The sequence below is a fragment of the Streptomyces sp. ISL-12 genome (assembly GCF_018614415.1).
Classification (GTDB): Bacteria; Actinomycetota; Actinomycetes; order Streptomycetales; family Streptomycetaceae; genus Streptomyces.
In genome coordinates, this window is sequence record NZ_JAGGOO010000041.1 from 1 (window position 1) to 24,875 (window position 24,875).

General features: G+C 73.2%; 26 protein-coding genes. 12 read left to right on the plus strand and 14 right to left on the minus strand.

What is annotated here, in order from left to right; all coding sequences use genetic code 11:
• Positions 1 to 13 precede the first annotated feature (13 nt).
• The 3 genes from moaA to J7I94_RS12080 form a co-directional block, all read right to left on the minus strand.
• Positions 14 to 1,003, minus strand: coding sequence for a GTP 3',8-cyclase MoaA (moaA, locus tag J7I94_RS12070; protein ID WP_215167046.1), 990 nt, complete (start codon positions 1,001 to 1,003; stop codon positions 14 to 16).
• A gap of 158 nt (positions 1,004 to 1,161) precedes the next feature.
• Entirely contained in the window at positions 1,162 to 2,787 is a 1,626-nt protein-coding gene (locus J7I94_RS12075; protein ID WP_215167047.1) for a cation acetate symporter, read from the minus strand.
• Positions 2,784 to 3,140 (minus strand): DUF485 domain-containing protein, encoded by a 357-nt coding sequence (locus J7I94_RS12080; RefSeq protein WP_215167048.1) that lies wholly within the window; start codon positions 3,138 to 3,140, stop codon positions 2,784 to 2,786. The genes J7I94_RS12075 and J7I94_RS12080 overlap by 4 nt, the downstream gene beginning before the upstream one ends.
• 294 nt (positions 3,141 to 3,434) lie before the next feature.
• Here J7I94_RS12080 and J7I94_RS12085 point away from each other — a divergent pair, with 294 nt between their 5' ends.
• The 7 genes from J7I94_RS12085 to J7I94_RS12115 all read left to right on the plus strand — a co-directional run bounded on the left by J7I94_RS12085 (position 3,435) and on the right by J7I94_RS12115 (position 10,983).
• On the plus strand, positions 3,435 to 4,949 hold the full coding sequence (locus J7I94_RS12085; protein WP_215167049.1) for a S8 family serine peptidase: 1,515 nt from the start codon (positions 3,435 to 3,437) through the stop codon (positions 4,947 to 4,949).
• An 85-nt stretch (positions 4,950 to 5,034) separates the two neighbouring features.
• On the plus strand, positions 5,035 to 6,045 hold the full coding sequence (locus J7I94_RS12090) for a CopD family protein (protein WP_308114549.1): 1,011 nt from the start codon (positions 5,035 to 5,037) through the stop codon (positions 6,043 to 6,045).
• Between the two features lie 106 nt (positions 6,046 to 6,151).
• Positions 6,152 to 7,138 (plus strand): DEDDh family exonuclease, encoded by a 987-nt coding sequence (locus J7I94_RS12095; RefSeq protein WP_215167051.1) that lies wholly within the window; start codon positions 6,152 to 6,154, stop codon positions 7,136 to 7,138.
• Between the two features lie 114 nt (positions 7,139 to 7,252).
• A complete protein-coding gene (locus J7I94_RS12100; RefSeq protein WP_215167052.1) occupies positions 7,253 to 7,486 on the plus strand; it encodes a hypothetical protein in 234 nt (77 codons plus the stop codon).
• A gap of 60 nt (positions 7,487 to 7,546) precedes the next feature.
• Complete coding sequence (locus J7I94_RS12105; RefSeq protein WP_215167053.1) at positions 7,547 to 8,362, plus strand: SURF1 family protein; 816 nt, start codon at positions 7,547 to 7,549, stop codon at positions 8,360 to 8,362.
• A gap of 75 nt (positions 8,363 to 8,437) precedes the next feature.
• The gene (locus J7I94_RS12110) at positions 8,438 to 10,222 is read left to right on the plus strand and encodes a glycoside hydrolase family 15 protein (RefSeq protein ID WP_215167054.1); all 1,785 of its coding nucleotides are present in this window, start codon (positions 8,438 to 8,440) and stop codon (positions 10,220 to 10,222) included.
• A 5-nt stretch (positions 10,223 to 10,227) separates the two neighbouring features.
• Positions 10,228 to 10,983: an SDR family oxidoreductase gene (locus tag J7I94_RS12115; RefSeq protein WP_215167055.1), complete on the plus strand. Its 756-nt coding sequence runs from the start codon at positions 10,228 to 10,230 to the stop codon at positions 10,981 to 10,983.
• Between the two features lie 398 nt (positions 10,984 to 11,381).
• Here J7I94_RS12115 and amaP read toward each other — a convergent pair whose 3' ends face one another.
• The 5 genes from amaP to J7I94_RS12140 are packed head-to-tail and all read right to left on the minus strand — an operon-like array spanning position 11,382 to position 13,701.
• A complete protein-coding gene (gene amaP / locus J7I94_RS12120; RefSeq protein WP_215167056.1) occupies positions 11,382 to 11,969 on the minus strand; it encodes an alkaline shock response membrane anchor protein AmaP in 588 nt (195 codons plus the stop codon).
• Positions 11,966 to 12,616 (minus strand): DUF6286 domain-containing protein, encoded by a 651-nt coding sequence (locus tag J7I94_RS12125; RefSeq protein WP_215167057.1) that lies wholly within the window; start codon positions 12,614 to 12,616, stop codon positions 11,966 to 11,968. Before J7I94_RS12125 ends, amaP begins: the two co-directional genes overlap by 4 nt.
• Complete coding sequence (locus J7I94_RS12130) at positions 12,613 to 12,996, minus strand: hypothetical protein (RefSeq protein ID WP_374198379.1); 384 nt, start codon at positions 12,994 to 12,996, stop codon at positions 12,613 to 12,615. The genes J7I94_RS12125 and J7I94_RS12130 overlap by 4 nt, the downstream gene beginning before the upstream one ends.
• The gene (locus J7I94_RS12135) at positions 12,993 to 13,178 is read right to left on the minus strand and encodes a hypothetical protein (RefSeq protein WP_215167059.1); all 186 of its coding nucleotides are present in this window, start codon (positions 13,176 to 13,178) and stop codon (positions 12,993 to 12,995) included. The genes J7I94_RS12130 and J7I94_RS12135 overlap by 4 nt, the downstream gene beginning before the upstream one ends.
• A gap of 37 nt (positions 13,179 to 13,215) precedes the next feature.
• Positions 13,216 to 13,701 (minus strand): Asp23/Gls24 family envelope stress response protein, encoded by a 486-nt coding sequence (locus J7I94_RS12140; RefSeq protein WP_215167060.1) that lies wholly within the window; start codon positions 13,699 to 13,701, stop codon positions 13,216 to 13,218.
• Between the two features lie 88 nt (positions 13,702 to 13,789).
• On the opposite strand from J7I94_RS12140, the gene J7I94_RS12145 reads away from it, so the two are divergent.
• Entirely contained in the window at positions 13,790 to 14,509 is a 720-nt protein-coding gene (locus tag J7I94_RS12145) for a nucleopolyhedrovirus P10 family protein (RefSeq protein ID WP_215167061.1), read from the plus strand.
• 166 nt (positions 14,510 to 14,675) lie between these two features.
• Here the strand turns inward: J7I94_RS12145 and J7I94_RS12150 are convergent, their stop codons facing one another.
• The 3 genes from J7I94_RS12150 to J7I94_RS12160 form a co-directional block, all read right to left on the minus strand.
• Positions 14,676 to 15,467 carry an enoyl-CoA hydratase/isomerase family protein gene (locus tag J7I94_RS12150; protein ID WP_215167062.1) on the minus strand — a complete coding sequence of 264 codons (792 nt, stop codon included), beginning with the start codon at positions 15,465 to 15,467 and terminating at the stop codon, positions 14,676 to 14,678.
• Between the two features lie 146 nt (positions 15,468 to 15,613).
• On the minus strand, positions 15,614 to 15,835 hold the full coding sequence (locus J7I94_RS12155) for a helix-turn-helix domain-containing protein (protein ID WP_003976983.1): 222 nt from the start codon (positions 15,833 to 15,835) through the stop codon (positions 15,614 to 15,616).
• A gap of 371 nt (positions 15,836 to 16,206) precedes the next feature.
• Positions 16,207 to 17,805 carry an ABC-F family ATP-binding cassette domain-containing protein gene (locus J7I94_RS12160; protein ID WP_215167063.1) on the minus strand — a complete coding sequence of 533 codons (1,599 nt, stop codon included), beginning with the start codon at positions 17,803 to 17,805 and terminating at the stop codon, positions 16,207 to 16,209.
• A 162-nt stretch (positions 17,806 to 17,967) separates the two neighbouring features.
• Here J7I94_RS12160 and J7I94_RS12165 point away from each other — a divergent pair, with 162 nt between their 5' ends.
• Positions 17,968 to 18,363: a VOC family protein gene (locus tag J7I94_RS12165; protein ID WP_215167064.1), complete on the plus strand. Its 396-nt coding sequence runs from the start codon at positions 17,968 to 17,970 to the stop codon at positions 18,361 to 18,363.
• An 18-nt stretch (positions 18,364 to 18,381) separates the two neighbouring features.
• Here J7I94_RS12165 and J7I94_RS12170 read toward each other — a convergent pair whose 3' ends face one another.
• From J7I94_RS12170 to J7I94_RS12180, 3 genes are all read right to left on the minus strand, one after another.
• Positions 18,382 to 19,794 carry a hypothetical protein gene (locus tag J7I94_RS12170; RefSeq protein WP_215167065.1) on the minus strand — a complete coding sequence of 471 codons (1,413 nt, stop codon included), beginning with the start codon at positions 19,792 to 19,794 and terminating at the stop codon, positions 18,382 to 18,384.
• Between the two features lie 208 nt (positions 19,795 to 20,002).
• Positions 20,003 to 21,121 carry an alpha/beta fold hydrolase gene (locus J7I94_RS12175; RefSeq protein WP_215167066.1) on the minus strand — a complete coding sequence of 373 codons (1,119 nt, stop codon included), beginning with the start codon at positions 21,119 to 21,121 and terminating at the stop codon, positions 20,003 to 20,005.
• A gap of 341 nt (positions 21,122 to 21,462) precedes the next feature.
• A complete protein-coding gene (locus J7I94_RS12180; protein ID WP_308114550.1) occupies positions 21,463 to 22,134 on the minus strand; it encodes a class II aldolase/adducin family protein in 672 nt (223 codons plus the stop codon).
• 256 nt (positions 22,135 to 22,390) lie between these two features.
• On the opposite strand from J7I94_RS12180, the gene J7I94_RS12185 reads away from it, so the two are divergent.
• The 3 genes from J7I94_RS12185 (at position 22,391) to J7I94_RS12195 (ending at position 24,857) form a co-directional block, all read left to right on the plus strand.
• Entirely contained in the window at positions 22,391 to 23,149 is a 759-nt protein-coding gene (locus tag J7I94_RS12185; protein ID WP_215167068.1) for a lysozyme, read from the plus strand.
• A gap of 132 nt (positions 23,150 to 23,281) precedes the next feature.
• The gene (locus J7I94_RS12190) at positions 23,282 to 24,580 is read left to right on the plus strand and encodes an inorganic phosphate transporter (protein WP_215167069.1); all 1,299 of its coding nucleotides are present in this window, start codon (positions 23,282 to 23,284) and stop codon (positions 24,578 to 24,580) included.
• 55 nt (positions 24,581 to 24,635) lie between these two features.
• Entirely contained in the window at positions 24,636 to 24,857 is a 222-nt protein-coding gene (locus tag J7I94_RS12195) for a hypothetical protein (protein WP_215167070.1), read from the plus strand.
• Positions 24,858 to 24,875 lie beyond the last annotated feature (18 nt).

The window sequence follows — 24,875 nt, forward strand, 5'->3', positions numbered from 1 at the left end:
CAAACGACAGGCCCTAGCCGCCTATCGCCGACATCGGCCGGTCCGGCTGGACGAAGGACGGGTCGTCGAGGCCGGCGCCCGCCTTCTTGCCCCACATGGCGAGCTTCCAGACGCGGGCGATCTCCTCGTCCGGGGCGCCCGAGCGCAGGGCCGCGCGCAGGTCGGTCTCCTCGCGGGCGAACAGACAGGTGCGGACCTGGCCGTCGGCGGTCAGGCGGGTGCGGTCGCAGGCGGCGCAGAACGGGCGGGTGACGGAGGCGATGACGCCGACGCGGTGCGGGCCGCCGTCCACGAGCCAGCGCTCGGCGGGGGCCGAGCCGCGCTCCTCGGAACCCTCCTCGGTCAGCTCGAAGCGGGTGCGCAGCGAGGCCAGGATGTCACCGGCGGTGACCATGCCCTCGCGCTTCCAGCCGTGCTGGGCGTCCAGCGGCATCTGCTCGATGAACCGCAGCTCGTAGTCGTGCTCCACGGCCCAGGCGAGGAGGTCGGGGGCCTCGTCGTCGTTGAGGCCCGGCATCAGGACCGAGTTGACCTTCACGGGCGTCAGGCCGGCCTCGCGGGCGGCGTGCAGGCCCTCCAGGACGTCCTTGTGCCGGTCACGGCGGGTGAGGGTCTTGAAGACGTCCGGGCGCAAGGTGTCCAGGGAGACGTTGACCCGGTCCAGGCCCGCCGCCTTCAGGGCCGCCGCCGTGCGCTTGAGGCCGATGCCGTTGGTGGTGAGGGACGTCTGGGGGCGCGGGTCGAGGGCGGCGACGCGCTCCACGATGCCGACCAGGCCGGGGCGGAGCAGGGGCTCGCCGCCGGTGAAGCGGACCTCCGTGACACCCAGCGAGGTGACCGCGATGCCGACGAGGCGGACGATCTCGTCGTCCGTGAGCAGGTCGGGCTTGGCCAGCCACTGCAGGCCCTCCTCGGGCATGCAGTACGTGCACCGCAGGTTGCAGCGGTCGGTCAGCGAGACCCTCAGGTCCGTGGCCACTCGGCCGTAGGTGTCGATGAGCACGTGGGGCCCCTCCCTCGACGCGGATCGGCGGGACACTTGCGTCTCCCGACACCTGCGAGCCTACGCGACCCCGGTGACATCGACGGCGACCGGAAGCCACGAGGCGCGTGCGGGCCCCGTCGTAGGAGGCTACGACGGGGCCCGCGCGCAGGGGGTCGTCAGTGGGCGCCGGTGCCGGTCAGGGACCGGACCTCCAGCTCCGCGTACTTGCCGGTGTCCGGCTCCTCCTTGGACAGGACGGTGCCGAGGAAGCCCATCAGGAAGCCGAACGGGATGGAGATGATGCCCGGGTTCTTCAGCGGGAACCAGGCGAAGTCGACGTCCGGGAACATGGAGGTGGCGTCGCCCGAGACGACCGGCGAGAACAGCACCAGACCGACGGCGACGACCAGACCGCCGTAGATCGACCACAGCGCGCCCTGGGTGGTGAACCGCTTCCAGAAGAGGCTGTAGAGGATGGTCGGCAGGTTGGCGGAGGCGGCGACCGCGAAGGCCAGGGCGACCAGGCCGGCCACGTTCAGGTCGCGGGCGAGGGCGCCGAGCGCGATGGAGACGATGCCGATGAAGACGGTCGCCCAGCGGGCCGCCCGCATCTCCTCCTTCTCGGTGGCCTGGCCCCGGCGGATGACGTTGGCGTAGATGTCGTGCGCGAAGGACGAGGACGAGGCGAGGGTGAGGCCCGCGACCACGGCGAGGATGGTCGCGAAGGCCACCGCCGAGATGGTGGCGAGCAGGATCGCGCCCCAGGCCGAGTCGACGCCGCCGACGTGCAGGGCGAGCAGCGGGGCCGCCGTGTTGCCGGACGGGTTGGAGTCGGTGATCTCCTTCTGCGAGATGAGCGCCGCCGCGCCGAAGCCGAGCGCGATGGTCATCAGGTAGAAGGCGCCGATGATGCCGATCGCCCAGTTCACGGACTTACGGGCGGCCTTGGCGTTGGGCACCGTGTAGAAGCGGATCAGGATGTGCGGCAGGCCCGCGGTGCCGAGCACCAGGGCGATGCCCAGGGAGATGAAGTCCAGCTTGGTGGTGCCGGTCGCGCCGTACTGGAGGCCGGGCTCCAGGAAGGCGGCGCCCTTGCCGCTGTTCTCGGCGGCCTTGCCGAGCAGGTCGGAGATGTTGAAGTCGAACTTCAGCAGCACCAGGAAGGTGATCAGGATGGTGCCGCCGATCAGCAGCACGGCCTTGACCATCTGGACCCAGGTGGTGCCCTTCATGCCGCCGATGGTGACGTAGACGATCATCAGGACGCCGACCAGGGCGACGATGAGCACCTTGCCGGCGTCGGAGGTGATGCCGAGCAGCAGCGAGACGAGGACGCCGGCGCCCGCCATCTGGGCCAGCAGGTAGAAGATCGAGACGACGATCGTGGAGGTGCCGGCGGCGGTGCGCACGGGGCGCTGGCGCATGCGGTAGGCGAGGACGTCGCCCATCGTGTAGCGGCCGGAGTTCCGGAGCGGCTCGGCGACCAGCAGCAGGGCCACCAGCCAGGCGACCAGGAAGCCGATGGAGTACAGGAAGCCGTCGTAGCCGAAGATGGCGATGGCGCCGGCGATGCCGAGGAAGGACGCGGCGGACATGTAGTCCCCGGAGACCGCGAGGCCGTTCTGGAAGGCGCTGAACTGACGGCCGCCCGCGTAGAAGTCGGCGGCGTCCTTGGTCTGCCGCCCGGCCCAGACGGTGATGACGAGCGTCGCGACCACGAAGACCGCGAACAGCGTGATGATCAGCGGCCGGTGCTCACTGGCCTCGTTGGCCGCCAGGAAGAACTGCGGTGTGGTGCTCATGCGCCGCCCTCCATCCGGGACTTGATGGCCTCGGCCTTGGGGTCGAGCTTCGCGGCGGCGTGCCGCGAGTACCACCAGGCGATGAGGAACGTGGTGAGGAACTGGGCGATGCCGAAGACGAACGCGACGTTGATGTTGCCGAAGAGCTTGCTGCCCATGAAGCCGCCCGCGTAGTTGGAGAGCAGCACGTAGAGCAGGTACCAGGCGACGAAGGCGATCGTCAGCGGGAAGGCGAAGGAGCGGAAGGAGCGGCGCAGTTCACCGAACTCAGCGCTCTGCTGCACCTCGGCGAACTCCTCGGGGGAAGGGAGTCGGTGGTGCTCTTGCGAGGGGGGCGGTGCGTCGGTGGCCACGGAGTCTCCTCGTAGGACGGACATGACTGCTGTACCTATCGGTGTGGGAGCGCTGATCGTGCTCGTGCTCCCTGCCCAACGACACGGCGCGGCCCTGGGCCCGGTTCATCGCCCGGGCCACTTTCCGAAGTAACTCCCGGCCGGTCATTGCTGGCCAGCGGCTCCGGGGGATAACTTCGCTCTGCACCACCCGACATGTACCTGCCCGGACGCCCTCGGCCGGGACGGCTTTCTTCAGGGCACCCGCACCACGTGCACCGTCCGCACCACGGAAGAGACTGGAGAGTTCCGTACATGACCGCGTCTCACTCGCGTCACCGCCGCGCGCTGGCGATCCCGGCCGGACTGGCCGTGGCGACGGCCCTCGCGTTCCTGCCCAACGTCCAGGCCACCGCCGCCGAGTCCGGGTCGGCCGCCGCCGACGCCACCTCGCTCAGCTACGTCGTCAACGTCAAGCCGGGCAAGGCCCCTTCGGCCGCCGTCAAGCGCGCGATAGCCGAGGCCGGCGGCACCATCGTCACGTCGTACGACCGGATAGGCGTCATCGTCGTCCACTCGTCGAACCCGGACTTCGCCAAGAGCGTCCGCACGGCGCGCGGCGTGCAGTCGGCCGGTGCCACCCGCACCGCGCCGCTGCCCTCGGCCGCGACGACGGACGTGGGTACGCCGAAGGTGCTGAGCGCCACGGAGGCCGCCGCGGCCGAGGCCGTCGAGGGCCAGGACCCGCTGGAGCCCCTGCAGTGGGACCTGCCCGCCATCAAGGCCGACAAGGCGCACGAGAAGTCGCTGGGCAGCAGCAAGGTGACCGTCGCCGTCATCGACACCGGCGTGGACGACACCCACCCGGACATCGCCCCGAACTTCGACCGCGCCGCCTCCGTCAACTGCGTGTCGGGCAAGCCGGACACCACCGACGGCGCCTGGCGGCCCTCCGCGGAGGAGTCCCCGCACGGCACGCACGTCGCCGGTGAGATAGCCGCCGCGAAGAACGGCGTCGGCATGACGGGCGTCGCGCCCGGCGTGAAGGTCTCCGGCATCAAGGTCTCCACGACCGCCGGATTCTTCTACACCGAGGCCGTGGTCTGCGGGTTCATGTGGGCGGCCGAGCACGGCGTCGACGTGACCAACAACAGCTATTACACCGACCCGTGGTACTTCAACTGCAAGGACGACCCGGACCAGAAGGCGCTGGTCGAGGCCGTCAAGCGGGCCTCGTCGTACGCGGAGAAGAAGGGCGCGGTCAACGTCGCCGCGGCCGGCAACGAGGAGTACGACCTCGCCGCCGACGAGATCACCGACCCGTCCTCCCCCAACGACACCACGCCCTCCGAGCGGGTGATCGACCCGTCCGAGTGCTACGACATCCCGACCCAGCTGCCCGGCGTCGTCACCACCGCCGCGACCGGTGCCAAGGGCATCAAGTCGTCCTTCTCCAACTACGGTCTCGGTGTCATCGACATCGCCGCGCCCGGCGGCGACTCGACGGCGTACCAGACGCCGGCGGCGCCCGCCACCAGCGGTCTGATCCTGGGCACGCTGCCCGGCGGCAAGTGGGGCTACATGGCCGGTACGTCGATGGCGTCGCCGCACGTCGCGGGCGTCGCCGCGCTCATCAAGTCGACGCACCCGCGGGCCACGCCCGCCCAGGTGAAGGCCCTGCTGTACGCGGAGGCCGACGCGACGCCCTGCACCAAGCCGTACGACATCGACGGCGACGGCAAGGTCGACGCGGTCTGCGAGGGTCCGAAGAACCGCAACGGCTTCTACGGCCGGGGCACGGCGGACGCGCTGGACGCGGTGACCAGGTAGGCACCGGGCCGCGGGGGCGTCGGGGCGTACTCCCGGCCTGCCTCTGGACTTGCCCGGTTGTGGGATGACTGGTGAAGATCCTGAGGTGACCTTGATACGACCCGCGTCCCCGTCGGCCGGTGCCCGGGGGCGCCCGCGCCCGGGTCCCGGCACCGGCCGGGCCGTGGCCGTGCTCGCCCTCGTGGCGCTGGCCGCGCTCATACCCCTGCTCGGTCCCTCCCCGGCGCTGCACGGCACAGGGGAGGCCGAGGCGCCCGGCACCGGCGGCATCGCCCTGCTGCGCGGGGTGCTGTTCGCGGCGCTCGCCGTCCCCCTGGGCGAACTGTTCGCCGGCCGGCTGGCCCGTTCCCTGCGCGGCGCTCCCCCGCCCGTGCCCCGCAGTTGGTCGGCGCCCGCGGCCGTGGTCGGTTTCGTGGCCGCGCTGGGGCTCGCCTCGGTGGTGGCCACCGGCAACCTGGTGCCGGACGGCCTGGCCGAGATCGACGTGGGCGGGCTCTACTCCTCGCGCGACGGCAAGCTCGCGCTGCTGGAGGTCAACGCGTTCCTCGTGGCGGGCCTGTGCGCCGCCTCCGGCCGGCCGGGCACCCAGGTGTGGCCGCTGGCCGCGGTGGTGGCGGCGGAGGCCCTGCGCGCGCATCCGCCGACCGAGCCGGGCCCGCTGCTGGGCTCCGGTCTGACCCTGCTCCACCTCACGTGCGCCTCCCTGTGGGTGGGCGGTCTGCTGCACGTACTGCGGGTGCTCGGCCGGTGGCGGGGCGCGGAGGCGGGCCCGGCACTGCTGGGGCTGTACGCGCGCGTGGCGGCCGTTCTGCTGGCCGTCATCACGGCGACGGGGGTGTGCAGTTCGCTGCGCCGGATGCCGGCGGGCACGATCCTGGACCAGTTGACGGACACCGCCTTCGGGCGGGTGCTGGTCGCCAAGGTGCTCCTGGTGGCGGCCGTCGCCGCGCTGGCCCTGTGGGCGCGGATCCGGCTGGGCCGGGCGGCGGACCCGCTGGCGGCCTGCTCTCCCGCGCGCGCGGAGGTCGCCGTCCTGGGCGTGGTGGTCGCGGTCTCCGGACTGCTGACGGCGCTTCCGGTGCCGATCCGCTGGTGACGGACCCGGCGGGCGCGCGGAGTTGACGGGGTGCCCGGTCACCCCGAGGGGTGACGGGACCCCTGCGGGACGGCACTGTCAGTCGTGGCCCGTATCCTCTGGGACCATGCTCGAAGACCAGACGACGGCGGTGTCCTCCCCCACGGTGTGGCCGGCCGCGTATCCGCGGGGGTACGCGGTCGTCGACGTGGAGACCACCGGCCTGGCCCGCGACGACCGCATCATCTCGGCGGCCGTCTACCGGCTCGACGCCCGCGGCGAGGTCGAGGACCACTGGTACACGCTGGTCAATCCGGAGCGGGACCCGGGGCCGGTGTGGATACACGGGCTGACGAGCGAGGTGCTCGAAGGGGCGCCGCTCTTCCGGGACGTCGCCGAGGAGTTCGCGGCCCGGCTGGACGGGCGGGTGCTGGTCGCGCACAACGCGGTCTTCGACTGGCAGATGATCGCCCGCGAGTACGCGCGCGCGGAGCGCGAGGCGCCGGTGCGCCAGCGGCTGTGCACCATCGCGCTCTCCAAGGAGCTGGCGCTGCCGCTGCCCAACCACAAGCTGGAGTCGCTCGCCGCGCACTTCGGCGTGGTGCAGCAGCGGGCGCACCACGCGCTGGACGACGCGCGGGTGCTGGCGGAGGCGTTCCGGCCGAGCCTGCGCGCCGCGGCGGCCGGCCGTGTCAGGCTGCCGCTCCAGGAGTGCCGGCCGCTGACCGAGTGGGCGGACCGCCCTGCGCCCCGCATCGGCGCCCAGGCGGGCTCCGGCGGCTACCGGCCGACCAGTTGGCGCCCCGCCCGCAAGAGGCCCGCGTGCCCCTATCCCAACCCGGGGCGGTACGAAGACGGCAAACCGCTCAAGCAGGGCATGCGGGTCGCCTTCTCGGGTGACACGTCCGTCGAGCGGGACCTGCTGGAGGACCGCGCGACCGAGGCCGGTCTGCATGTCGCGACCAGCCTGTCCCGGCTGACCAGCCTGCTGGTCACCAACGACCCCGACTCGGGCACGTCCAAGGTGGTCAAGGCCCGGCAGTTCGGGACGCCGGTGGTGGACGAGGCGGCGTTCGGCCAGTTGCTGCGGGACGTCGAGCCGGCCGACGAGTGACTCGTACAGGCGTGTGACGTCGCTCGGGTGAATGCCGGACGAGACGGGTGAAAGCCGGGCGACTCGCCCGGCGTCCGCTCGCCCGCGCCACGGCGACGGCTCACCCTGTGGCCCATGGCGACATGTGAAGTCTGCGGCAACAACTACGGCATGAGCTTCGAGGTCCACGCGCAGGGAGCGGTGCACGTCTTCGACTGCTTCGCCTGCGCGATCCACCGCATGGCCCCCATCTGCGAACACTGCCGGGTGCAGATCATCGGGCAGGGCGTGGAGGTCGAGGGCCACTGGTTCTGCGGCGCGCACTGCGCCCGCTCGGAAGGGAGGACGGGGGTCATCGACAAGGTGTGACGGGCCCCGGATCCCGCACCCGCCTGCCGACGCCCCACGACCGAGTTGTACGGTCGTGGGGTGTACCGCTTCCTGTTGTCCCGGCAGTGGGTGATCCTCACGCTGATCGCCCTGCTCCTCATCCCCACGATGATCGAGCTGGGCTTCTGGCAGATGCACCGCTACGAGGAGCGCACCGCCCGCAACGACCTGGTCGCCGAGGCGCTGCACGCCGACCCGGTACCGGTGGAGCGGCTGACCTCCCCCGGCAAGAAGATCACCACGGACGAGCGGTACCGCTCCGTGACCGCGACCGGCCGCTTCGACACCGCCGACGAGGTCGTCGTCCGCCGCCGCACCAACGCCGACGACGAGGTCGGCTACCACGTGCTCACCCCGTTCGTCCTGGACGACGGCAAGGTGCTGCTGGTCAACCGGGGCTGGATCGCCGCGGACGGCCCCAGCCAGACCGAGTTCCCGAAGATCCCCGCGCCGCCCTCCGGCGAGGTCACCGTCACCGGCCGGATGATGCCGGACGAGACGACCGAGGCCAGCGGCATCAAGGACCTCGAAGGGCTGCCGGACCGGCAGATCATGCTCATCAACAGCGCGCAGCAGGCCGAACGCCTCGACGCCCAGGTCCTCGGCGGGTACGTCGTCCTGACCGCGCCGAAGCCCGAGGACGGCACCCCGGAGCTGATCGGCGAGCCCGGCGACGAGGACGCCGCGCTGAACTTCGCGTACGCCATCCAGTGGTGGCTGTTCTCCGCAGCCGTCCCGGTCGGCTGGTGGTTCCTGGTCCGCCGCGAGGCCCGCGACCGGGCGACGGACGCCGGGGACGCGGGGGACGCCGAGGACACCGACGACACCTCGGAGGCGGAACCGGCGGCGGTGTAGCGCGCCGGGTCCCTCGGCGGCGCGGCGGGGCGCGGCGCCTTGATTGCCGTACACCCTCCTGGGAAGACGGAACCCGTGCACTCCCGTATCGAGGACTACGCGATCATCGGCGACGAGCAGACCGCGGCGCTGGTCTCCACGGACGGCTCCGTGGACTGGCTGTGCCTGCCCCGCTTCGACTCCGCCGCCTGCTTCGCCCGGCTGCTCGGCGACGAGGACAACGGGCACTGGCGCATCGCCCCGAAGGACGCCGGGCGCTGCACCCGGCGCGCCTACCGCACCGACACCCTGGTCCTGGACACCGAGTGGGAGACCGCCGACGGCGCGGTCCGGGTGACCGACCTGATGCCGCAGCGCGACCGCGCCCCCGACCTCGTCCGCGTCGTCGAGGGGCTCAGCGGCGAGGTGACCGTGCACAGCGCGCTGCGGCTGCGCTTCGACTACGGCTCCGTCGTCCCGTGGGTGCGCCGCGCCGACGGGCACCGGGTGGCGGTCGCCGGTCCGGACTCGGCGTGGCTGCGCAGCGAGCCCGAGGTGCACACCTGGGGCGAGGACTACGGGACGCACTCCGAGTTCACCGTCGCGGCCGGCGAGAAGGTCGCCTTCGTCCTCACCTGGCACCCCTCGCACGAACCCCGGCCCCCGCTGATCGACCCGTTCGAGGCGCTGGAGCACAGCGTCGCCGACTGGCGGGCCTGGGCCGCGCGCTGCCGCTACGACGGCCCGTACCGGGACGCCGTCGTCCGCTCACTGATCACCCTCAAGGCGCTCACCTACAAGCCGACCGGCGGCATCGTGGCCGCGGCCACCACCTCGCTGCCGGAGGAGCTGGGCGGCGTACGCAACTGGGACTACCGGCACTGCTGGCTGCGCGACTCCACCCTCACCCTGGGCGCCCTGCTGGCCGCCGGTTACACGGACGAGGCGGAGGCGTGGCGCGACTGGCTGCTGCGCGCGGTGGCCGGCTCCCCGGCGGACCTCCAGATCATGTACGGCCTGGCCGGTGAGCGACGGCTGCCCGAGTCGGAGCTGCCGTGGCTGTCCGGCTTCGAGGGGTCGCGGCCGGTGCGGATCGGCAACGACGCGGTGAACCAGCTCCAGCTGGACGTGTACGGCGAGGTCATGGACACCCTGGCGCTGGCCCGGGCGGCGGGGATGCCGCCCGTGGCGCAGGTGTGGGAGCTGCAGCGCGCCCTGATGGAGTTCCTGCGCACCGCGTGGCGCCAGCCGGACGAGGGGCTGTGGGAGGTGCGCGGCGGGCGCCGCCAGTTCGTGCACTCCAAGGTGATGACGTGGGTCGCGGTGGACCGCGCGGTGCGCACCCTGGAGGAGGAGCCCGGGCTGGGCGGCGACCTGGAGGGCTGGCGCGCGCTGCGCGAGGAGATCCACCGCGAGGTCTGCGAGAAGGGCTACGACCCCGACCGCAACACGTTCACCCAGTACTACGGCTCCCGCGAGCTGGACGCCGCGCTGCTGTTCATTCCCCGCGTCGGCTTCCTGCCGCCGGACGACCCCCGGGTGACCGGCACCATCGACGCCGTCTCACGGGAGCTGACCCGCGATGGTCTGGTACGGCGGTACAGCACCTCGGGCAGCACGGTGGACGGGCTGCCGGGCGACGAGGGGACCTTCCTGGTGTGCTCCTTCTGGCTCGCGGACGCCCTGCTCATGGCGGGCCGGACCAAGGAGGCCCGAGAGCTGTTCGAGCGGCTGGCGGAGCTCGCCAACGACGTGGGCCTGCTGGCCGAGGAGTACGACCCGGTGGCCGGCCGGCAGCTCGGCAACTTCCCGCAGGCGTTCAGCCACATCGGCCTCGTGCACACCGCCCTCGCCCTGGCCGGTGCGGAGGAGGCAGGATAGGCGGCATGGATCTTGGACTGAAGGACCGGGTGTACGTCGTCACCGGAGCCACCCGGGGCCTGGGCAACGCCACCGCGCGCGCCCTGGTCGCCGACGGGGCGAAGGTGGTCATCAGCGGCCGGGACGAGAAGGGCGTCGCCGACGCGGCGGCGGCCCTCGGCCCGGGTGCCGCGGGCGTGGCCGCCGACAACGCCGACCCGGAGGCGGCGGGACGGCTGATCGCCACCGCCCGGGAGCGCTTCGGGCGGTTCGACGGCGTGCTGATCAGCGTGGGCGGGCCGCCCGCCGGGTTCGCCGCCGACATCACCGACGAGCAGTGGCAGGCGGCGTTCGAGTCGGTCTTCCTCGGCGCGGTGCGGCTGGCCCGGGCGGCGGCGTCCGAGCTGGGCGAGGGCGGGGTCATCGGCTTCGTGCTGTCCGGCTCGGTGCACGAGCCGATCCCGGGGCTGACCGTCTCCAACGGGCTGCGGCCGGGGCTGGCCGGGTTCGCCAAGTCCCTCGCCGACGAACTGGGCCCGCACGGCATCCGCGTCGTGGGCGTGCTGCCGGGCCGCATCGACACCGACCGGGTGCGTGAACTGGACGGCCTCTCCGCCGACCCGGTGGCGACCCGCACCGCGGCCGAGTCCCGCATCCCGCTGCGCCGGTACGGCACGCCCGAGGAGTTCGGCCGCGCGGCGGCGTTCCTGCTGTCGCCGGCCGCGTCGTACGTCACGGGGGTCATGCTGCCGGTGGACGGCGGGGTACGGCACGGGTTCTGAGGGGCCGTGGACGCCGACCGGCCGGGGCCGGCTGAGGCGGCTCGGCCGGCCTGTCTCTGCTGAGTCGTTCGCGCCGGCCGATTCGGCCGGCCCGGCTCGGCTGAGCCGTTTGCGCCGGCCGATCCAGCTCCCCCGTCTTGGCCGGTCCGTCTTGGCCAGTTCGTCTTGGCCGGTCCCTCTCGGCTAGTTCGTGTCGGCCGGTCCGAGCCGGTCCGTCTCGGCCGGTCCGTCTCCGTCGGTCCGTCTCCGCTAAGGCTTCTCTGCCAGCCCGATCGGCTGAGGCATCTCCGCCGGCCCGTCTCGGCTGACCCGTCTCGGCTGACCCGTCTCGGCCGGGCCGCTTCCGCCGGCCCGTCCCAGCTGAGCCGTCTCCGCCGGCCCGTCTCCGCTGCCCCGGCTCAGCTGACCCGTTCCGCCCGGTGGCCGACGCCCTTGAGACGGACCTCCGTCGGGAGGGTGTCGAGGCCGGCCGAGGCGCGGGCTCGGGCGAGTGCGCCGGTGGTGAGGGCGTCGAGGGCGGTGCCGGGGTCGACGTGCGGTTCGAGGCGGAGCCGTACCCGGGCGCGGGGTGCGCCGCGGCGCCCGGTGAGCCGTACGTCGGCCCGGTCGACGCCGTCCAGCCGGCCGGCCTCCGCGGCGAACGCGTCCTCCAGGGCCCGGCCGCGCAGCACGGCGCCCTCGCCGTCGCCGGTGTCGACGAGGACCTCGGCGAGCCGGCGGCGGCGCACCACCGCGACCAGCCACCACAGGGCGAGCAGCAGCAGGACCGCCAGCGCGGCGATGACCACCGGCCACCACCAGCCGGCCTCCCGCCATCTGGTCCGCTCGGCGTCGCTGAGCAGCACGTCGTGACGCCCGTCGTGGATCCACCAGGAGGGCGCCGGCGCCCCGAACCCGACGGCGAGCACCGAGCCGCCGAGGGCCAGCAGGACGAGGCCGGCGAGCGCCAGCAGTACCCGGTTCACGGTTCTGAGCACGGTGGTCACCCCTTCCGTCCGGGCCGCCGCACCTTCACCGACAGGCGGGGCTGCCGGGCCAGGCCCAGCCCCCGCACCGTGTCGCCGAGCGCGGTGTCCAGATCGGCGCGTACGTCGTCCAGTTCACGGAAGTGCGACACCGCGCGCACCTTGACCTTGGACCGGCGGGTGCGGACCTTCGCCGACTGCACCCCGGCGACCTCCACGGCCCGGTCGCGCAGCACCGTCGCGGCGGCGTCCCGGTGCAGTCCGGCGCGGACGTCGGGGCGGGTGCGGCGCATCGGCAGGACGGACCGCAGGCCGGGGGTGAGGGCCAGCAGGAGCAGCCAGAGGCCGAGAGCGGCGGCGATGCCCGCGCCGACCAGGACCCAGGTGTCGTCCAGGGACCGTCGCGCGAGCTGCCGGGCCAGTTCTCGGCGCCAGCTCATGCCGGGCCGGTCGGCGCGCACGGCGACGATGTCGTACAGGAAGAGACCGGTGAGGGCGAGGAGCAGCAGGGCGACGAGGCCGGCGGGCCGGCGCCGCGCCGACCAGAACCGGTGGGCCCGGCCGGTCCTCTCCGCCGGCGGTTCCGGCGGCGGGCCGGGCTCCTTCTCCAGGACCGGCGGCCGGGCGGTGCTGCCCTGGGGCTCAGCGGGCTCAGCGGGTTCGCTCATCGCGTCCTTCCCTCGGCCGCGCCGTACTCCGCCGCCGGGTGCAGCCGTTCCACCCGCACGGTGACCTCCGGCACCTTCATGCCTGTCAGCGTGCTCACCCGCTCGGCGACCCGGTGCCGTACGTGGCCGCAGCGGGCTCCGACGTCGCAGGGGTAGTCGAGTTCGAGGTGGACGCGGACCCGGGCGGCGCCGTGGCGCACCACGACGCTCGCGTGCGGGCGCGCGGCGTCCGGCGGCAGCTCGCCCACCGCTTCGCGCGCCGCCTGGGCGGCCACCTTGGCGACGACCCGGTCGGTGATCCGCGTGGCACCGCGCTCGCCGGGCGGGACGGCGTCCCCTGCCGCGCGCGGCTCAGCGGCGGCGCTGCTCACGCCGGTCACCGCCGGCGGTCGTCACGGCGGCGGAAGAAGTCGCCCAGTTCCATATCGCCCTCCAGGAACCGGCCGACGACGAAGCCGACGGCGCCCAGGGCCGCCACCAGCAGGAAGGCCCCGAATCCGCCGAAGTACCCGGCGAAACCCAGCGCCATGCCGGCGATCATGCCGACCACGGCCATGCTCATGGTGCGCTCTCCTCAGTCCGGGACGGTGCGGGCCGGGTCACTGGATCCGCGGCTCCGGCTGCTCCTCGTCCGCTTCGTCCGGCAGTTTGACGTCGCTGACCGCGATGTTGACCTCGACGACCTCCAGGCCGGTCATCCGCTCCACCGCCGCGACGACGTTCTCCCGCACGTCGCGGGCGACGTCGGCGATCGCCACTCCGTACTCGACGACGATCTCCAGGTCGAGCGCGGTCTGCTTCTCGCCGACCTCGGCCTTCACGCCGCGCGTCACGCCCGACTTGGACCCGCCGGGCACCCGGTCCCGTACGGCGCCGAAGGTGCGCGACATGCCGCTGCCCATGGCGTGCACACCCGCCACGTCGCGGGCCGCCATGCCGGTGATCTTCTCCACCACGCCGTCGGCGATGATGGTCCGGCCGCGGCTGCCGGGGTCCCCGCCGCCGCGCCTGACCGACTGTCCCTTGCCCAGGCCCTCGGCCCCGATGTCCTGTCCGGGCCGGTTGCGCTCCGTGGTCTCACTCATCACCGTACGTCCCTTCCGGTCGTCGTCCTGTGACCCACGTTAAGCGTGGTTGCGCACTCGCGCGCCAGGGATGCGGCAGGCTGGAGGAATGACGACGGCCGACCGGTGGGCACGGACAGTTCGGGAGCAGTTGGGGCTGGGCAGGTTCCTGCCCTTGGGCACTCCGGCGGACGGGGCCTGGATCGCCGAACGGGCGGCGCGCGAGGTGCTGCTGACCGCGGTGGCCGGCCTGCCGGGCGTACGCCTGGACCGGCTGCGCCTCGCGCTCGCCGACCCCGAGGCCGCGCCCGAGCCCGCCGTACCGGCGCCGCCGAGCGCCCTGCCGCCGGGGCCGCTGCGGATGACGGCCGACCTGGCGGCGACCGCGGCCGATCCCCTGCCGGTCACGGCCGACCGGGTCCGCGCCACCCTGGCCCAGGCGGCGTCGCTCCGGCTCGGCCTGACGGTCGGCGAGGTGGACCTGCGGGTGACCGCGCTGCTCGACACGGATCCGGAACCGGAGCGGCGGGCGGCTCCGCCGGAACGGCAGCCGGAGGCGGGGGCCGGGCAGGACAGCGACGAGGAGCGGGCGGGCCGGGCCGTGCTGGCGGTGGCGGGCGTGACCCGGCTGACCGGTGCGCTCGGCCGTTCCGTGCACGTGTCCGCGCCGGAGCAGGGCGCGGTGCTGCCGCGGCGGCACGTGCGGGTGGAGTGCGCGGTGGGCGCGGAGCACCGCACGGTGGAGGTGGCCCGGCGCGTGCGCGCCGCGGTGGCGGACGCGTTGGCCGACCGGCCGTCCGTGGCGGTGCTGGTGACTGCCGTCGACTGACGCGGAGTCCGGTTGTCGGGTCCGGTTGTCGGGTCCGGTTGTCGGGTGCGGGTGCGTCGTGGCTGGTCGCGCAGTTCCCCCCGCCACTGAGGGATGTCCGGCGCACGCGCCCTTCAGGGACCCGTCACTCGCGGCTGGTCGGGCAGTTCCCCGCGCCCCTGAATGCCTACTCGCCGAGCCCTGCCAGGTCCCGCAGTCGGCGGGACTGGGCCGCGCGTTCGGCGGTGCGCTGGGTTTCCAGGTCTCGGGAGAGGGCGCCCTGGAGCAGGGCCTTGGTCTCGATCACCGCGTCGCGCGGCGCGGCCAGGACGGCCGACGTCAGGTCGCTCACGGCGTCCGCCAGTTGGTCCGCGGGCACGGCGAGGCTGGCCAGCCCGCTGCGCACGGCCTCCTCGGCCAGGACGAACCGTCCGGTCACGCAGATCTCCAGGGCGCGCGCGTACCCGACCAGGCCGACGAGCGGATGGGTGCCCGTCAGGTCGGGGACGAGACCGAGCGAGGTCTCACGCATGGCGAACTGCACGTCGTCGGCGACCACCCGCAGGTCACAGGCGAGGGCGAGCTGGAAACCCGCCCCGATGGCGTGCCCCTGCACGGCGGCGACGGACAGGATGTCGCTGCGCCGCCACCAGGTGAACGCCTCCTGGTACTCGGCGATGGCCGCGTCCAGTTCGGCGTCGCTGCCGCGCGCGAGGTCCAGGAACGACGGTTCGCCGTCGAAGCCCTCGGGCGTGAACGCCTGCCGGTCGAGCCCCGCCGAGAACGACTTGCCCTCGGCCCGCAGGACTACGACCCGCACGGAGCCCGGCAGTCGCCGCCCCGCCTCGGTGAGCGCCCGCCACAGAGCGGGGCTCTGCACGTTGCGCTTGGCCGGGTTGGTCAGCGTCACCGTGGCGATCGCGTCGTCGACGGTGAGCCGTACGCCGTCCTGGTCGAGTACGGGGTCCTGTGCAGCCATGAGGCGCCTCCGATGGGTGCGGTCGGCCTGTGTGCCGTACGGAGACCCGTACAGCGCACTTAAGTGACTGCACAGTAACCACCCGGTCGGTCATACCTCCGACCGGGTGGCCACCATCGAAGAGCCGAGGGGCCGCCCGGGGTGAATCAGGCCGACGTGGCCTTCTTGCCCCGGGTCGCCCCGCCACGCCCTCGCAGCGTGACGCCCGACTCACTGAGCATGCGGTGCACAAAGCCATACGAGCGGCCGGTCTCCTCGGCCAACGCCCGGATGCTCGCACCGGCGTCGTACTTCTTCTTCAGGTCTGCCGCGAGCTTGTCGCGCGCGGCGCCGGTCACCCGGCTGCCCTTCTTCAGAGTCTCGGCCACCCGTGCCTCCTCATGGGAAGTGCGCTCTGGTTCTCCTCATGATCACCCCTCCGGGCCCTGATGGCCACCCATTCGGCAAGGTCGATGAGACAAGGTTGTGACGACAGGAGCGCGTCCCCACAAGCGGAATCACGAATTCCAAGATCTCGCGTCCGTACACCCGAACGGGTTCCCCGGCGAAGTTCCTGGTCAGAAAGGTGGAACGGCCGAGCCCCCGGGGACGGGTGACTCGGCCGTGAAATCGATGTATGACACACCTCGGTACGAGGAGATCTCACACAGATGGTGGATCACGGATCGGCCGAATGATCCATACGCCGTGGATCATCCGTTCGATCAAGCAAGGAGGACGGTCGGAGAAAAGACGACGATCAGGCCAGGGCGACGAGATCCGCGTAGTCGGCGCCCCAGAGGTCCTCGACGCCGTCCGGCAGCAGGATGATCCGCTCCGGCTGGAGCGCCTCGACGGCGCCCTCGTCGTGGGTGACGAGGACGACGGCGCCCTTGTAGGTGCGCAGCGCGCCGAGGATCTCCTCGCGGCTGGCCGGGTCGAGGTTGTTGGTGGGCTCGTCGAGCAGCAGCACGTTGGCCGAGGAGACCACCAGGGTGGCCAGGGCCAGACGGGTCTTCTCACCGCCGGAGAGGACTCCGGCCGGCTTGTCGACGTCGTCGCCGGAGAACAGGAACGAGCCGAGCACCTTGCGGACCTCGACCAGGTCCATGTCGGGCGCGGCGGAGCGCATGTTCTCCAGGACCGTGCGCTCGGGGTCGAGGGTCTCGTGCTCCTGCGCGTAGTAGCCGAGCTTGAGGCCGTGGCCCTCGACCACCTTGCCGGTGTCGGGCTGCTCGACCCCGCCCAGCAGGCGCAGCAGGGTCGTCTTGCCGGCGCCGTTGAGGCCGAGGATGACGACCCGGGAGCCCTTGTCGATGGCCAGGTCGACGTCGGTGAAGATCTCCAGGGAGCCGTACGACTTCGACAGGCCCTCGGCGGTCAGCGGGGTCTTGCCGCAGGGCGCGGGCTCGGGGAAGCGCAGCTTGGCGACCTTGTCGGACTGCCGGACCGCCTCCAGGCCGCTGAGCAGCTTGTCCGCGCGGCGGGCCATGTTCTGCGCGGCGACCGTCTTGGTGGCCTTGGCGCGCATCTTGTCGGCCTGGGAGTGCAGGGCGGCGGCCTTCTTCTCGGCGTTGGCGCGCTCGCGCTTGCGGCGCTTCTCGTCGGCCTCGCGCTGCTGCTGGTAGAGCTTCCAGCCCATGTTGTAGACGTCGATCTGGGAGCGGTTGGCGTCCAGGTAGAACACCTTGTTCACGACCGTCTCGACCAGGTCGACGTCGTGGGAGATCACGATGAAGCCGCCGCGGTAGGTCTTGAGGTAGTCGCGCAGCCAGATGATCGAGTCGGCGTCGAGGTGGTTGGTCGGCTCGTCGAGCAGGAGCGTGTCGGCGTCCGAGAAGAGGATGCGGGCCAGCTCGATACGGCGGCGCTGACCGCCGGAGAGGGTGTGCAGGGGCTGGCCGAGCACCCGGTCGGGCAGGTTGAGCGCGGCGGCGATGGTGGCGGCCTCGGCCTCGGCGGCGTACCCGCCCTTGGTGAGGAACTCCGTCTCCTGGCGCTCGTACTGCCGCAGGGCCTTCTCGCGGGTGGCGCCCTGGCCGTTGGCGATGCGCTGCTCGTTCTCCCGCATCTTGCGGATCAGGACGTCCAGGCCGCGGGCGGAGAGGATGCGGTCGCGGGCGAGCACGTCGAGGTCGCCGGTGCGCGGGTCCTGCGGGAGGTAGCCGACCTCGCCGGAGCGGGTGATGGTGCCGGCGGCGGGGATGCCCTCACCGGCCAGGCACTTGGTGAGGGTGGTCTTGCCGGCGCCGTTGCGGCCGACCAGGCCGATGCGGTCGCCCTTGGCGACGCGGAAGGTGGCGCTCTCGATGAGGACACGGGCACCGGCGCGCAGCTCGATACCGGAGGCGGAGATCACGGACAGACTCCAGGGCGGGTTGGGGGCGGGAGGGGCGGCTGAGGACGTGCCCGCCGTCTAATGCGCGAGGAGAATGGCCATGGGGCCAGTCTAACGGTGCCGTGCAACCACTTTTTCCTGCGTTGTCGGTGGCCGGTACCAGGCCACGAGGGAGTGATCGGTATGGCGGGCGGTATCTTTCCGACGTTCCTGTACAAGGACGCCAAGGCGGCGATCCGCCAGCTCACGGAGGCGTTCGGCTTCACCGAGCTGGCGGTGTACGAGGGCGAGGGCGGCAAGGTGGCCCACGCCGAGCTGGCGCTGGGCGGTGCGGCGGTGGTGCTCGGGTCGAAGGGCACCGGCAGCCGTTTCGACGAGCTGATGAAGGACGCCGGCCCGACCGGGGTGTACGTCGTGGTGGAGGATGTCGACGCCCACCACCGGCGGGCCGTGGAGCACGGCGTGGAGATCCTGATGCCGCCGACCGACCAGGACTACGGCTCGCGGGACTACCTGGCCCGCGACCTGGAGGGCAACATCTGGAGCTTCGGCACGTACGCGCCGGAGACACCGGCCTGAGACACGGGGCGGCGCCGTTCAGCTGCCCCCGGTGTGCACCTGGAAGGCGGCCCGGCGCACGGCCTTGGCCAGCGCCGGGTCGGGGTGCGCGGCGGCCAGCGCCACCAGGACCTGCACGGTCCGGGGGTGCCCGACGGCCCGTACCTCGTCCAGCAGCATCGGGACGGTGGGCTGGATCGCGGACTCCAGGTGGCGTACGAGCATCGGGGCCTCGCCGTGGTCGGCGACGGCGGCGGCGGTGTCGACCCACAGCCAGGTGGCCTCCTGGCGGGTGAGCACCTCGTGCGCGTCCTCCGGGTCGGCGCCGTCGTGCTCGGCCAGCCACAGCAGGGCGTACGGCCGCAGCGTCGGCTCGTCGGCCACGGCCCGCACGTCGGGTTCGGCGGGGGCGCCGACCACGCGCAGCGCCTCGAAGGCCAGGCCGCGCAGCAGGGCGTCCTCGCCGCGGGCGGCCTTGAGGAGTTCGGTGACGGCGCTGCCGACGGGGCGGGCGGCGAGCCAGGCGCGGTACTCGGCGCGGGCCGCGTTGGGGCGGAGCTGGGCGCAGCCGCGGAGCATGTCCTCGGCCGCCTGCTCGATGTTGCCGGCGGGGCTCTGCGCGGCCACGCAGATCTGCTCCAGCTTGACCCAGACCGCCCAGTTGCCGAGCGGGGTGAGGGTGGCCTGTCCGTCGCCGTAGGTGAGGGCGCCGACGGAGGCGAGGGCGCCGAGGGCCCAGTCCAGGAGCGGGTCGAGCGGGGTGTCGTCGTCCTCCGGCTGCTCCGGCTGCTCGGGCAGGTCCGGCCGGGGGCCGTCGTAGGGGACCTCGCAGCGCTCGGTGCGCAGTTCGGTGACGCGCTGCTGGAGGAGGTCGAGGAGCTGGGCGACGGGTACCGGTCCGGCGGACAGCTGGAGGAAGGAGAGCACCTGGGGCATGGCCGAGACGACCTCGGCGACGGCGGCGGGCTCCTGGCCGGCGGGCTCGGGGTGGGCGAGCGACCAGGCGTCGAAGAGGGCGACCCAGCCGCGCAGTACGGCGCTGTCGTCGCGGTCCCAGGCGCGCAGCCGCCAGCCGGGGCGGGCGCTGTCGCCGTGCACCTCGACCAGTCCGGCGAGCCGGGCGATGTCCCAGTCGGCCTGCACCTGAGCCGTGGTCAGGCCCAGTTCCCGGCCGGCGAGTTCGGCGGAGGTGACGGAGAGGGTGGCCTTGCCGTCGGTGGTCCCGCACGCGCGGCCGGGACCGAGGGCGGTGTCGGCCCAGCGGGCGACGCGGGCCGCGTCGGCCAGGACGGAGCGGGCCATGCGGGCCAGCTCCGACCGTGCGGGGGTGCCCTCCGGAGGGCGCGGCGCGGTGCGGCGCGGTGGCCGCTGGTTCATCGCTCTGGGGGCGGCGGCCAGGGGTCGCGGGCGGACGAGTCGGAGCCTGGAGTCGCGCGGGATACGGGACGTCACGGGTGCAGTCTTCCGGTTGACGGTCCGAAAACCCAAACGGAACGGCTCGACGGGGCACGGACAAGTCCGGTACGGGGGTTCGCGGGCCTGGAGACAGGGGGGGCCGCGGGGGTCGGGGATCCCGGTAACGGAAGAGGCCGGGAGGGGGCGGAAGGGAACGGAAAAGGTCGGAACAGGGCGCCGAACGAGCGAGAGAGCCGCGCGAGGGCTACATCAGCGGGGTCAGGAAGCGGCGCAGGGCCTCTTCGTACCTGTCGGGAGCGGCGTTCCACATCGCGCCGTGCGAGGCGTGCGGGACGGTGTGGAGGGCGACCAGGCGGGGGTGGGCGTCGGCGAACCGGCGGGAGAGCTGCCAGGGGGCGACGCTGTCGGCCGGGCCGTGGAAGACGAGGGCCGGGACGTCGAGGCGGTCGGGGCCGGCGGCCCGCGCGGAGTCGAGTCCGGTGCGGCCCTGAGCGGCGCGGACCGCGAGCGGCAGCAGCGCGCCCGGGGTGCGGCCGGCCGCGGCGAGGGCGCGCAGGGTCGTCTGCCAGTCGAGGACCGGGGAGTCGAGGACCAGCCCGGAGATCCGGTCGCGGTGCGGGGAGCGCGTGGCGGTGCGCAGGGCCATGGTGGCGCCGGTGGACCAGCCGAGCAGGACGACCTTGCGGGCGCCGTGGCCGACGGCGTACCGGACGGCGGCGTCCAGGTCGTGCCACTCCGTCTCGCCGAAGTGGCGCAGGCCGCCCGGCGGGCGGGGAGCGCCGGCGTCGCCCCGGTAGGCGAGGGCCAGGAGTGGGAACTCCAGGCGGTTGAGGAGGCCCATGAGGTTCAGGGCGTGCTCCCGGGTGGTGCCCAGGCCGTGCACCGCGATGATCCAGGTGCCGCGGGCGCCCGGCAGGAACCAGGCGGGCAGCGCGCCGAGGTCGCCGGGGACCTCGACGTCGGTGTGGGCCAGGCCCAGGGCGGTGCCCGGGTCGCCGACGTACAGGTTGGCGGTGAGCCAGGCCTTGTCGCCGGGTCCCAGGGTGCCGTGCGTGACGCGTTCGAGGCGGCGTACGACGGTGTCGGCCGGGTGCTGGGCGCCGGGCAGGACGGGGCCCACGACGGCGTGCGAGCCGTCGCCGGCCAGTCCGTACCGGCCGGGCCGCAGCGTGGCCAGGTGCCGGGTGAGGGTGATCTGTCCGGCGGCGGTGCCGTGCACCGTGAGCCGGGGCTCGGTGGGCAGGGGCCGGCCGGGGGTCGCCTTGAGGGCGGCGTCGCTGGCGAGGCGGCCGGCGGCGACGCTCGCGGCGCCGGCTGCCAGGGCCGCGGTGACGGCGGCGGTCGTTGCGGTGACGGTGCGCACAGCTCCCAGTTTCCCGGCGTGCTCCGCCGTAAGCCACCGGAAGGACGGCTCGGGGTGACGGACGGGTCACCCGCACCCGCCACCCGGCCGTACGGCCCCGGCCGTCACCGCGTCCCGCCACCTCCGGCCCGCCCTCCCGGCCGCCACCGCGTCCCGCCACCTCCGGCCCGCCCTCCCGGCCGCCACCGCGTCCCGCCACCTCCGGCCCGCCACCCAGCCGCCACAATGTCCCGCCACCCCCGGCCTCGCCGCCCCGGCCGCCACAACGTCCCGCCACCCCAGCCGCCACCGCATCCCGCCACCCCGACCCACCGCCCCGCCCAGCCTCCCGGCTCGCCGCCTCAGCCCCGCTGCCCGTAGCCGCGCAGCCGCTCCGCCACCTCCGCGACCTGCTCCTCCGTCAGCAGGGACGGGGTCAGGCCGGGGACGGCGGAGGCGGTCAGCCACAGGCGGCACATCCACTCGAGCTGGGCGGTGCGGTCGTATGCCTGGTCGAGGGAGGAGCCGTACGTGATCGTCCCGTGGTTGCGCAGGAGGCAGCCGGACCGGCCGTCGAGGGCGCGGAGCATGTTCTCGGCCAACTCGTCGGTGCCGTACGTCGCATATGGGGCAACCCGGACGGGTCCGCCGAGGGCCGCGGCCATGTAGTGCACCAGCGGCAGCGCCGGTACGAGGGTGGAGACGGCCGTCGCGTGCACGGCGTGGGTGTGGACGACCGCGCGGGCGTCGGTGTGCCGGTAGACCGCGAGGTGCATGGGCAGTTCGCTGGTCGGGACGAGCGTGCCGAGCACCTGTCGCCCGTCCGGGTCCACGCCGGTGACGTCGTCCGGCGTGAGCCGGTCGTACGGCACGCCCGAAGGCGTGACCAGCACGGTGTCGCCGACCCGGACCGAGACGTTGCCGGAGGTGCCGACCACCAGTCCGTCGGCGACCGTGCGCCGGGCGGCGGCCACCAGCGCCTCCCAGGCGCGCGCCTCCTCCGGGCGTACACATCTCCCCCGCGGCTCCCGCACGACCCCGCCTCCTCCCGGGCGTCCCGTACGCCCCAGTGGTCCCGCCGCCGACCGGCGCTGCGGCGATCCTGCCAGGCGGGTCGGCAAGCCGGGGCACTGTAGGGCGGAAGCCGGGCCTCCGGGAGGGGGCGTATCGCGGCACATCACCCCTGCTTCCCTCTTGGCCGGGGATCGGTGAGCGTTCGATGATCTTCGAGTACGCTCGGGCTGGTTTGTCATGCACGTTGCCATTTTCGGGGGAATTCCGGGGGGAATCATGGCCCGTGACCACGCCCACCTCATACCGTCCCGCCGCGGCCGGCTGCTCGCGGCCTGCGCCGCCGCGCTCGCCCTCGGCGGGACCGCGCTCACCGAGGCGCCCGCCTCGGCCGCGACCGGCCGGCCGAAGGGACACGACGTCTCGTCCCACCAGAAGACCGTCGACTTCGGCCGGGCCAGGGCGAAGGGCGCGACGTTCGCCTACGTCAAGGCCACCGAGTCGCACACCTACCGCAACCCCTACTTCGAGGAGCAGTACGACGGCGCGCGCCGGGCGGGCCTGATCCGCGGCGCCTACCACTTCGCGCTGCCGCACAGGTCCTCGGGCCGCGCACAGGCGGCGTACTTCGTGCGCCACGGCGGCGGCTGGCGCGCCGACGGCCGCACGCTGCCGCCCGCGCTGGACATCGAGTACAACCCGTACGACAAGAACAAGAAGTGCTACGGGCTGAGCAAGGCGCGGATGACGGCCTGGATCGACTCGTTCAGCGACGAGGTGAGGCGGCTCACGGGCCGCCGGCCGGTGATCTACACCACCACGCACTGGTGGAAGACGTGCACCGGGAACAGCCGCGCCTTCGCCGCGGACCACCCCCTGTGGATCGCCCGCCACGACGCGCCGAGCGCGGGTGAACTGCCGGCCGGCTGGGCGTCGTACACGTTCTGGCAGTACGACAACGCCGGTCCGCTGCCGGGCGACCAGAACGTGTTCAACGGGTCCCTCGCCCGGCTGAAGACGTTCGCCACGGGCGGCTGAGGCCGGAGGGGGTGCGGACAGGGGGCGGTGACTCCGATTCCGGACACCACCGCGCCCCTCCCAGTTCATCTTCCGTTCACCCTGGTTACCTACGTTCGACCAGCCAATGACCTCGAACGATTGCCTGGGTAAATGGAAAGCTTCTCGCTGATCCTCGCGATTGTGGTGGTGACCGCACTCGCGTTTGATTTCACGAACGGTTTCCACGACACCGCGAACGCGATGGCGACGACCATTTCGACCGGTGCGCTCAAGCCCAAGATCGCGGTGGCCATGTCCGCCGTACTGAATCTGGTGGGCGCCTTCCTCTCCGTGGAGGTCGCCAACACGATCTCCAAGGGTCTCGTCGACGAGACCGGCATCCGTCCCGAGGTCATCTTCGCCGCCCTGGTCGGCGCGATCCTCTGGAATCTGCTGACCTGGCTGGTCGGGCTGCCGTCCAGCTCCTCGCACGCCCTCATGGGCGGTCTGATCGGCGCCGCGATCGCCTCGGCGGGGGTCGGCGCGGTCCACGGCGACGTCCTCGTCACCAAGGTGCTGCTCCCGGCGATCGCCGCTCCCGTGGTGGCGGGCATCGCGGCGCTGGTCGCCACCCGGCTGATGTACCGGCTGGGCCGCAAGGCCGACGGCAAGGCCGCCGACAAGGGCTACCGCGTCGGCCAGATCGCCTCGGCCGGGCTGGTCTCGCTGGCGCACGGCACCAACGACGCGCAGAAGACGATGGGCATCATCACCCTCGCCCTGGTGGCGGGCGGCGCCCTCACCCCCGACTCCGACCCGCCCCTGTGGGTCATCCTCTCCGCGGGCCTGGCCATCGCGCTCGGCACCTACCTCGGCGGCTGGCGGATCATCCGCACCATGGGCAAGGGCCTGACCGACCTCCAGCCGCAGCAGGGCTTCGCCGCCCAGACCAGCGCGGCGACGGTCATCCTGGCCTCCTCCCACCTGGGCTTCTCGCTCTCCACCACGCACTCCGTCTCCGGTTCGGTGATGGGCGCCGGCCTCGGCCGCAAGGGCGGTGTGGTGCGCTGGTCGACGGCGACGCGGATGTTCGTCGCCTGGGGGCTGACGCTGCCGGCCGCGGCCCTGGTCGCCGCGCTCGCCGAGTGGGTCTGCGGACTGGGCGACTGGGGCACGGCGCTCGTCGCGGTGCTGCTGGTCGCGGCCAGCTTCGCGATCTGGCGGATCTCGCGGCGCGAGGTCGTCGACCACACCAACGTCACCGACGCGGAGGGCGGCGTCCCGGAGCCGGCCGGTGTGGTGACCGCCGCGGTGGCCGCCGTGGCGCCGCCCCCGGCGGGCACCCCGGCCGACGGCCTTCCGGCGACCGAGGGGCTCGCGGTGACCGACGGGCTCTCGGCCACCATCCCGGCCCAGCCGTCCGAGGCCCCCGACGCCCCGGCCGCCCGTTCGGCCGCCACCCCCGTCTGATCCGGTCCCGTCCGGACATCAGGAGAAAACCGGACATCAGGAGAAGAGAAGCACGATGAAGATCGACTGGGCAGCCCTCGGCTCCGTCTTCGGGGTCGGCCTCGTGGCCACCGTCGCCCTGGTGGCCCTGTTCACCCTCGGCATCGCCGGCCTGTCCCGCCAGGAGCGGGCCGCGGAGCGGGGCGGCTCCGCGGGCCTCGCGGTCACCGGCGCGTACGTCTGCTTCGCGGCGTGCGCGGCGGCGGTGGCGTACGGGATCTATCTGATCGTGGCCTGACGCGCCCTCCCCCGCCTC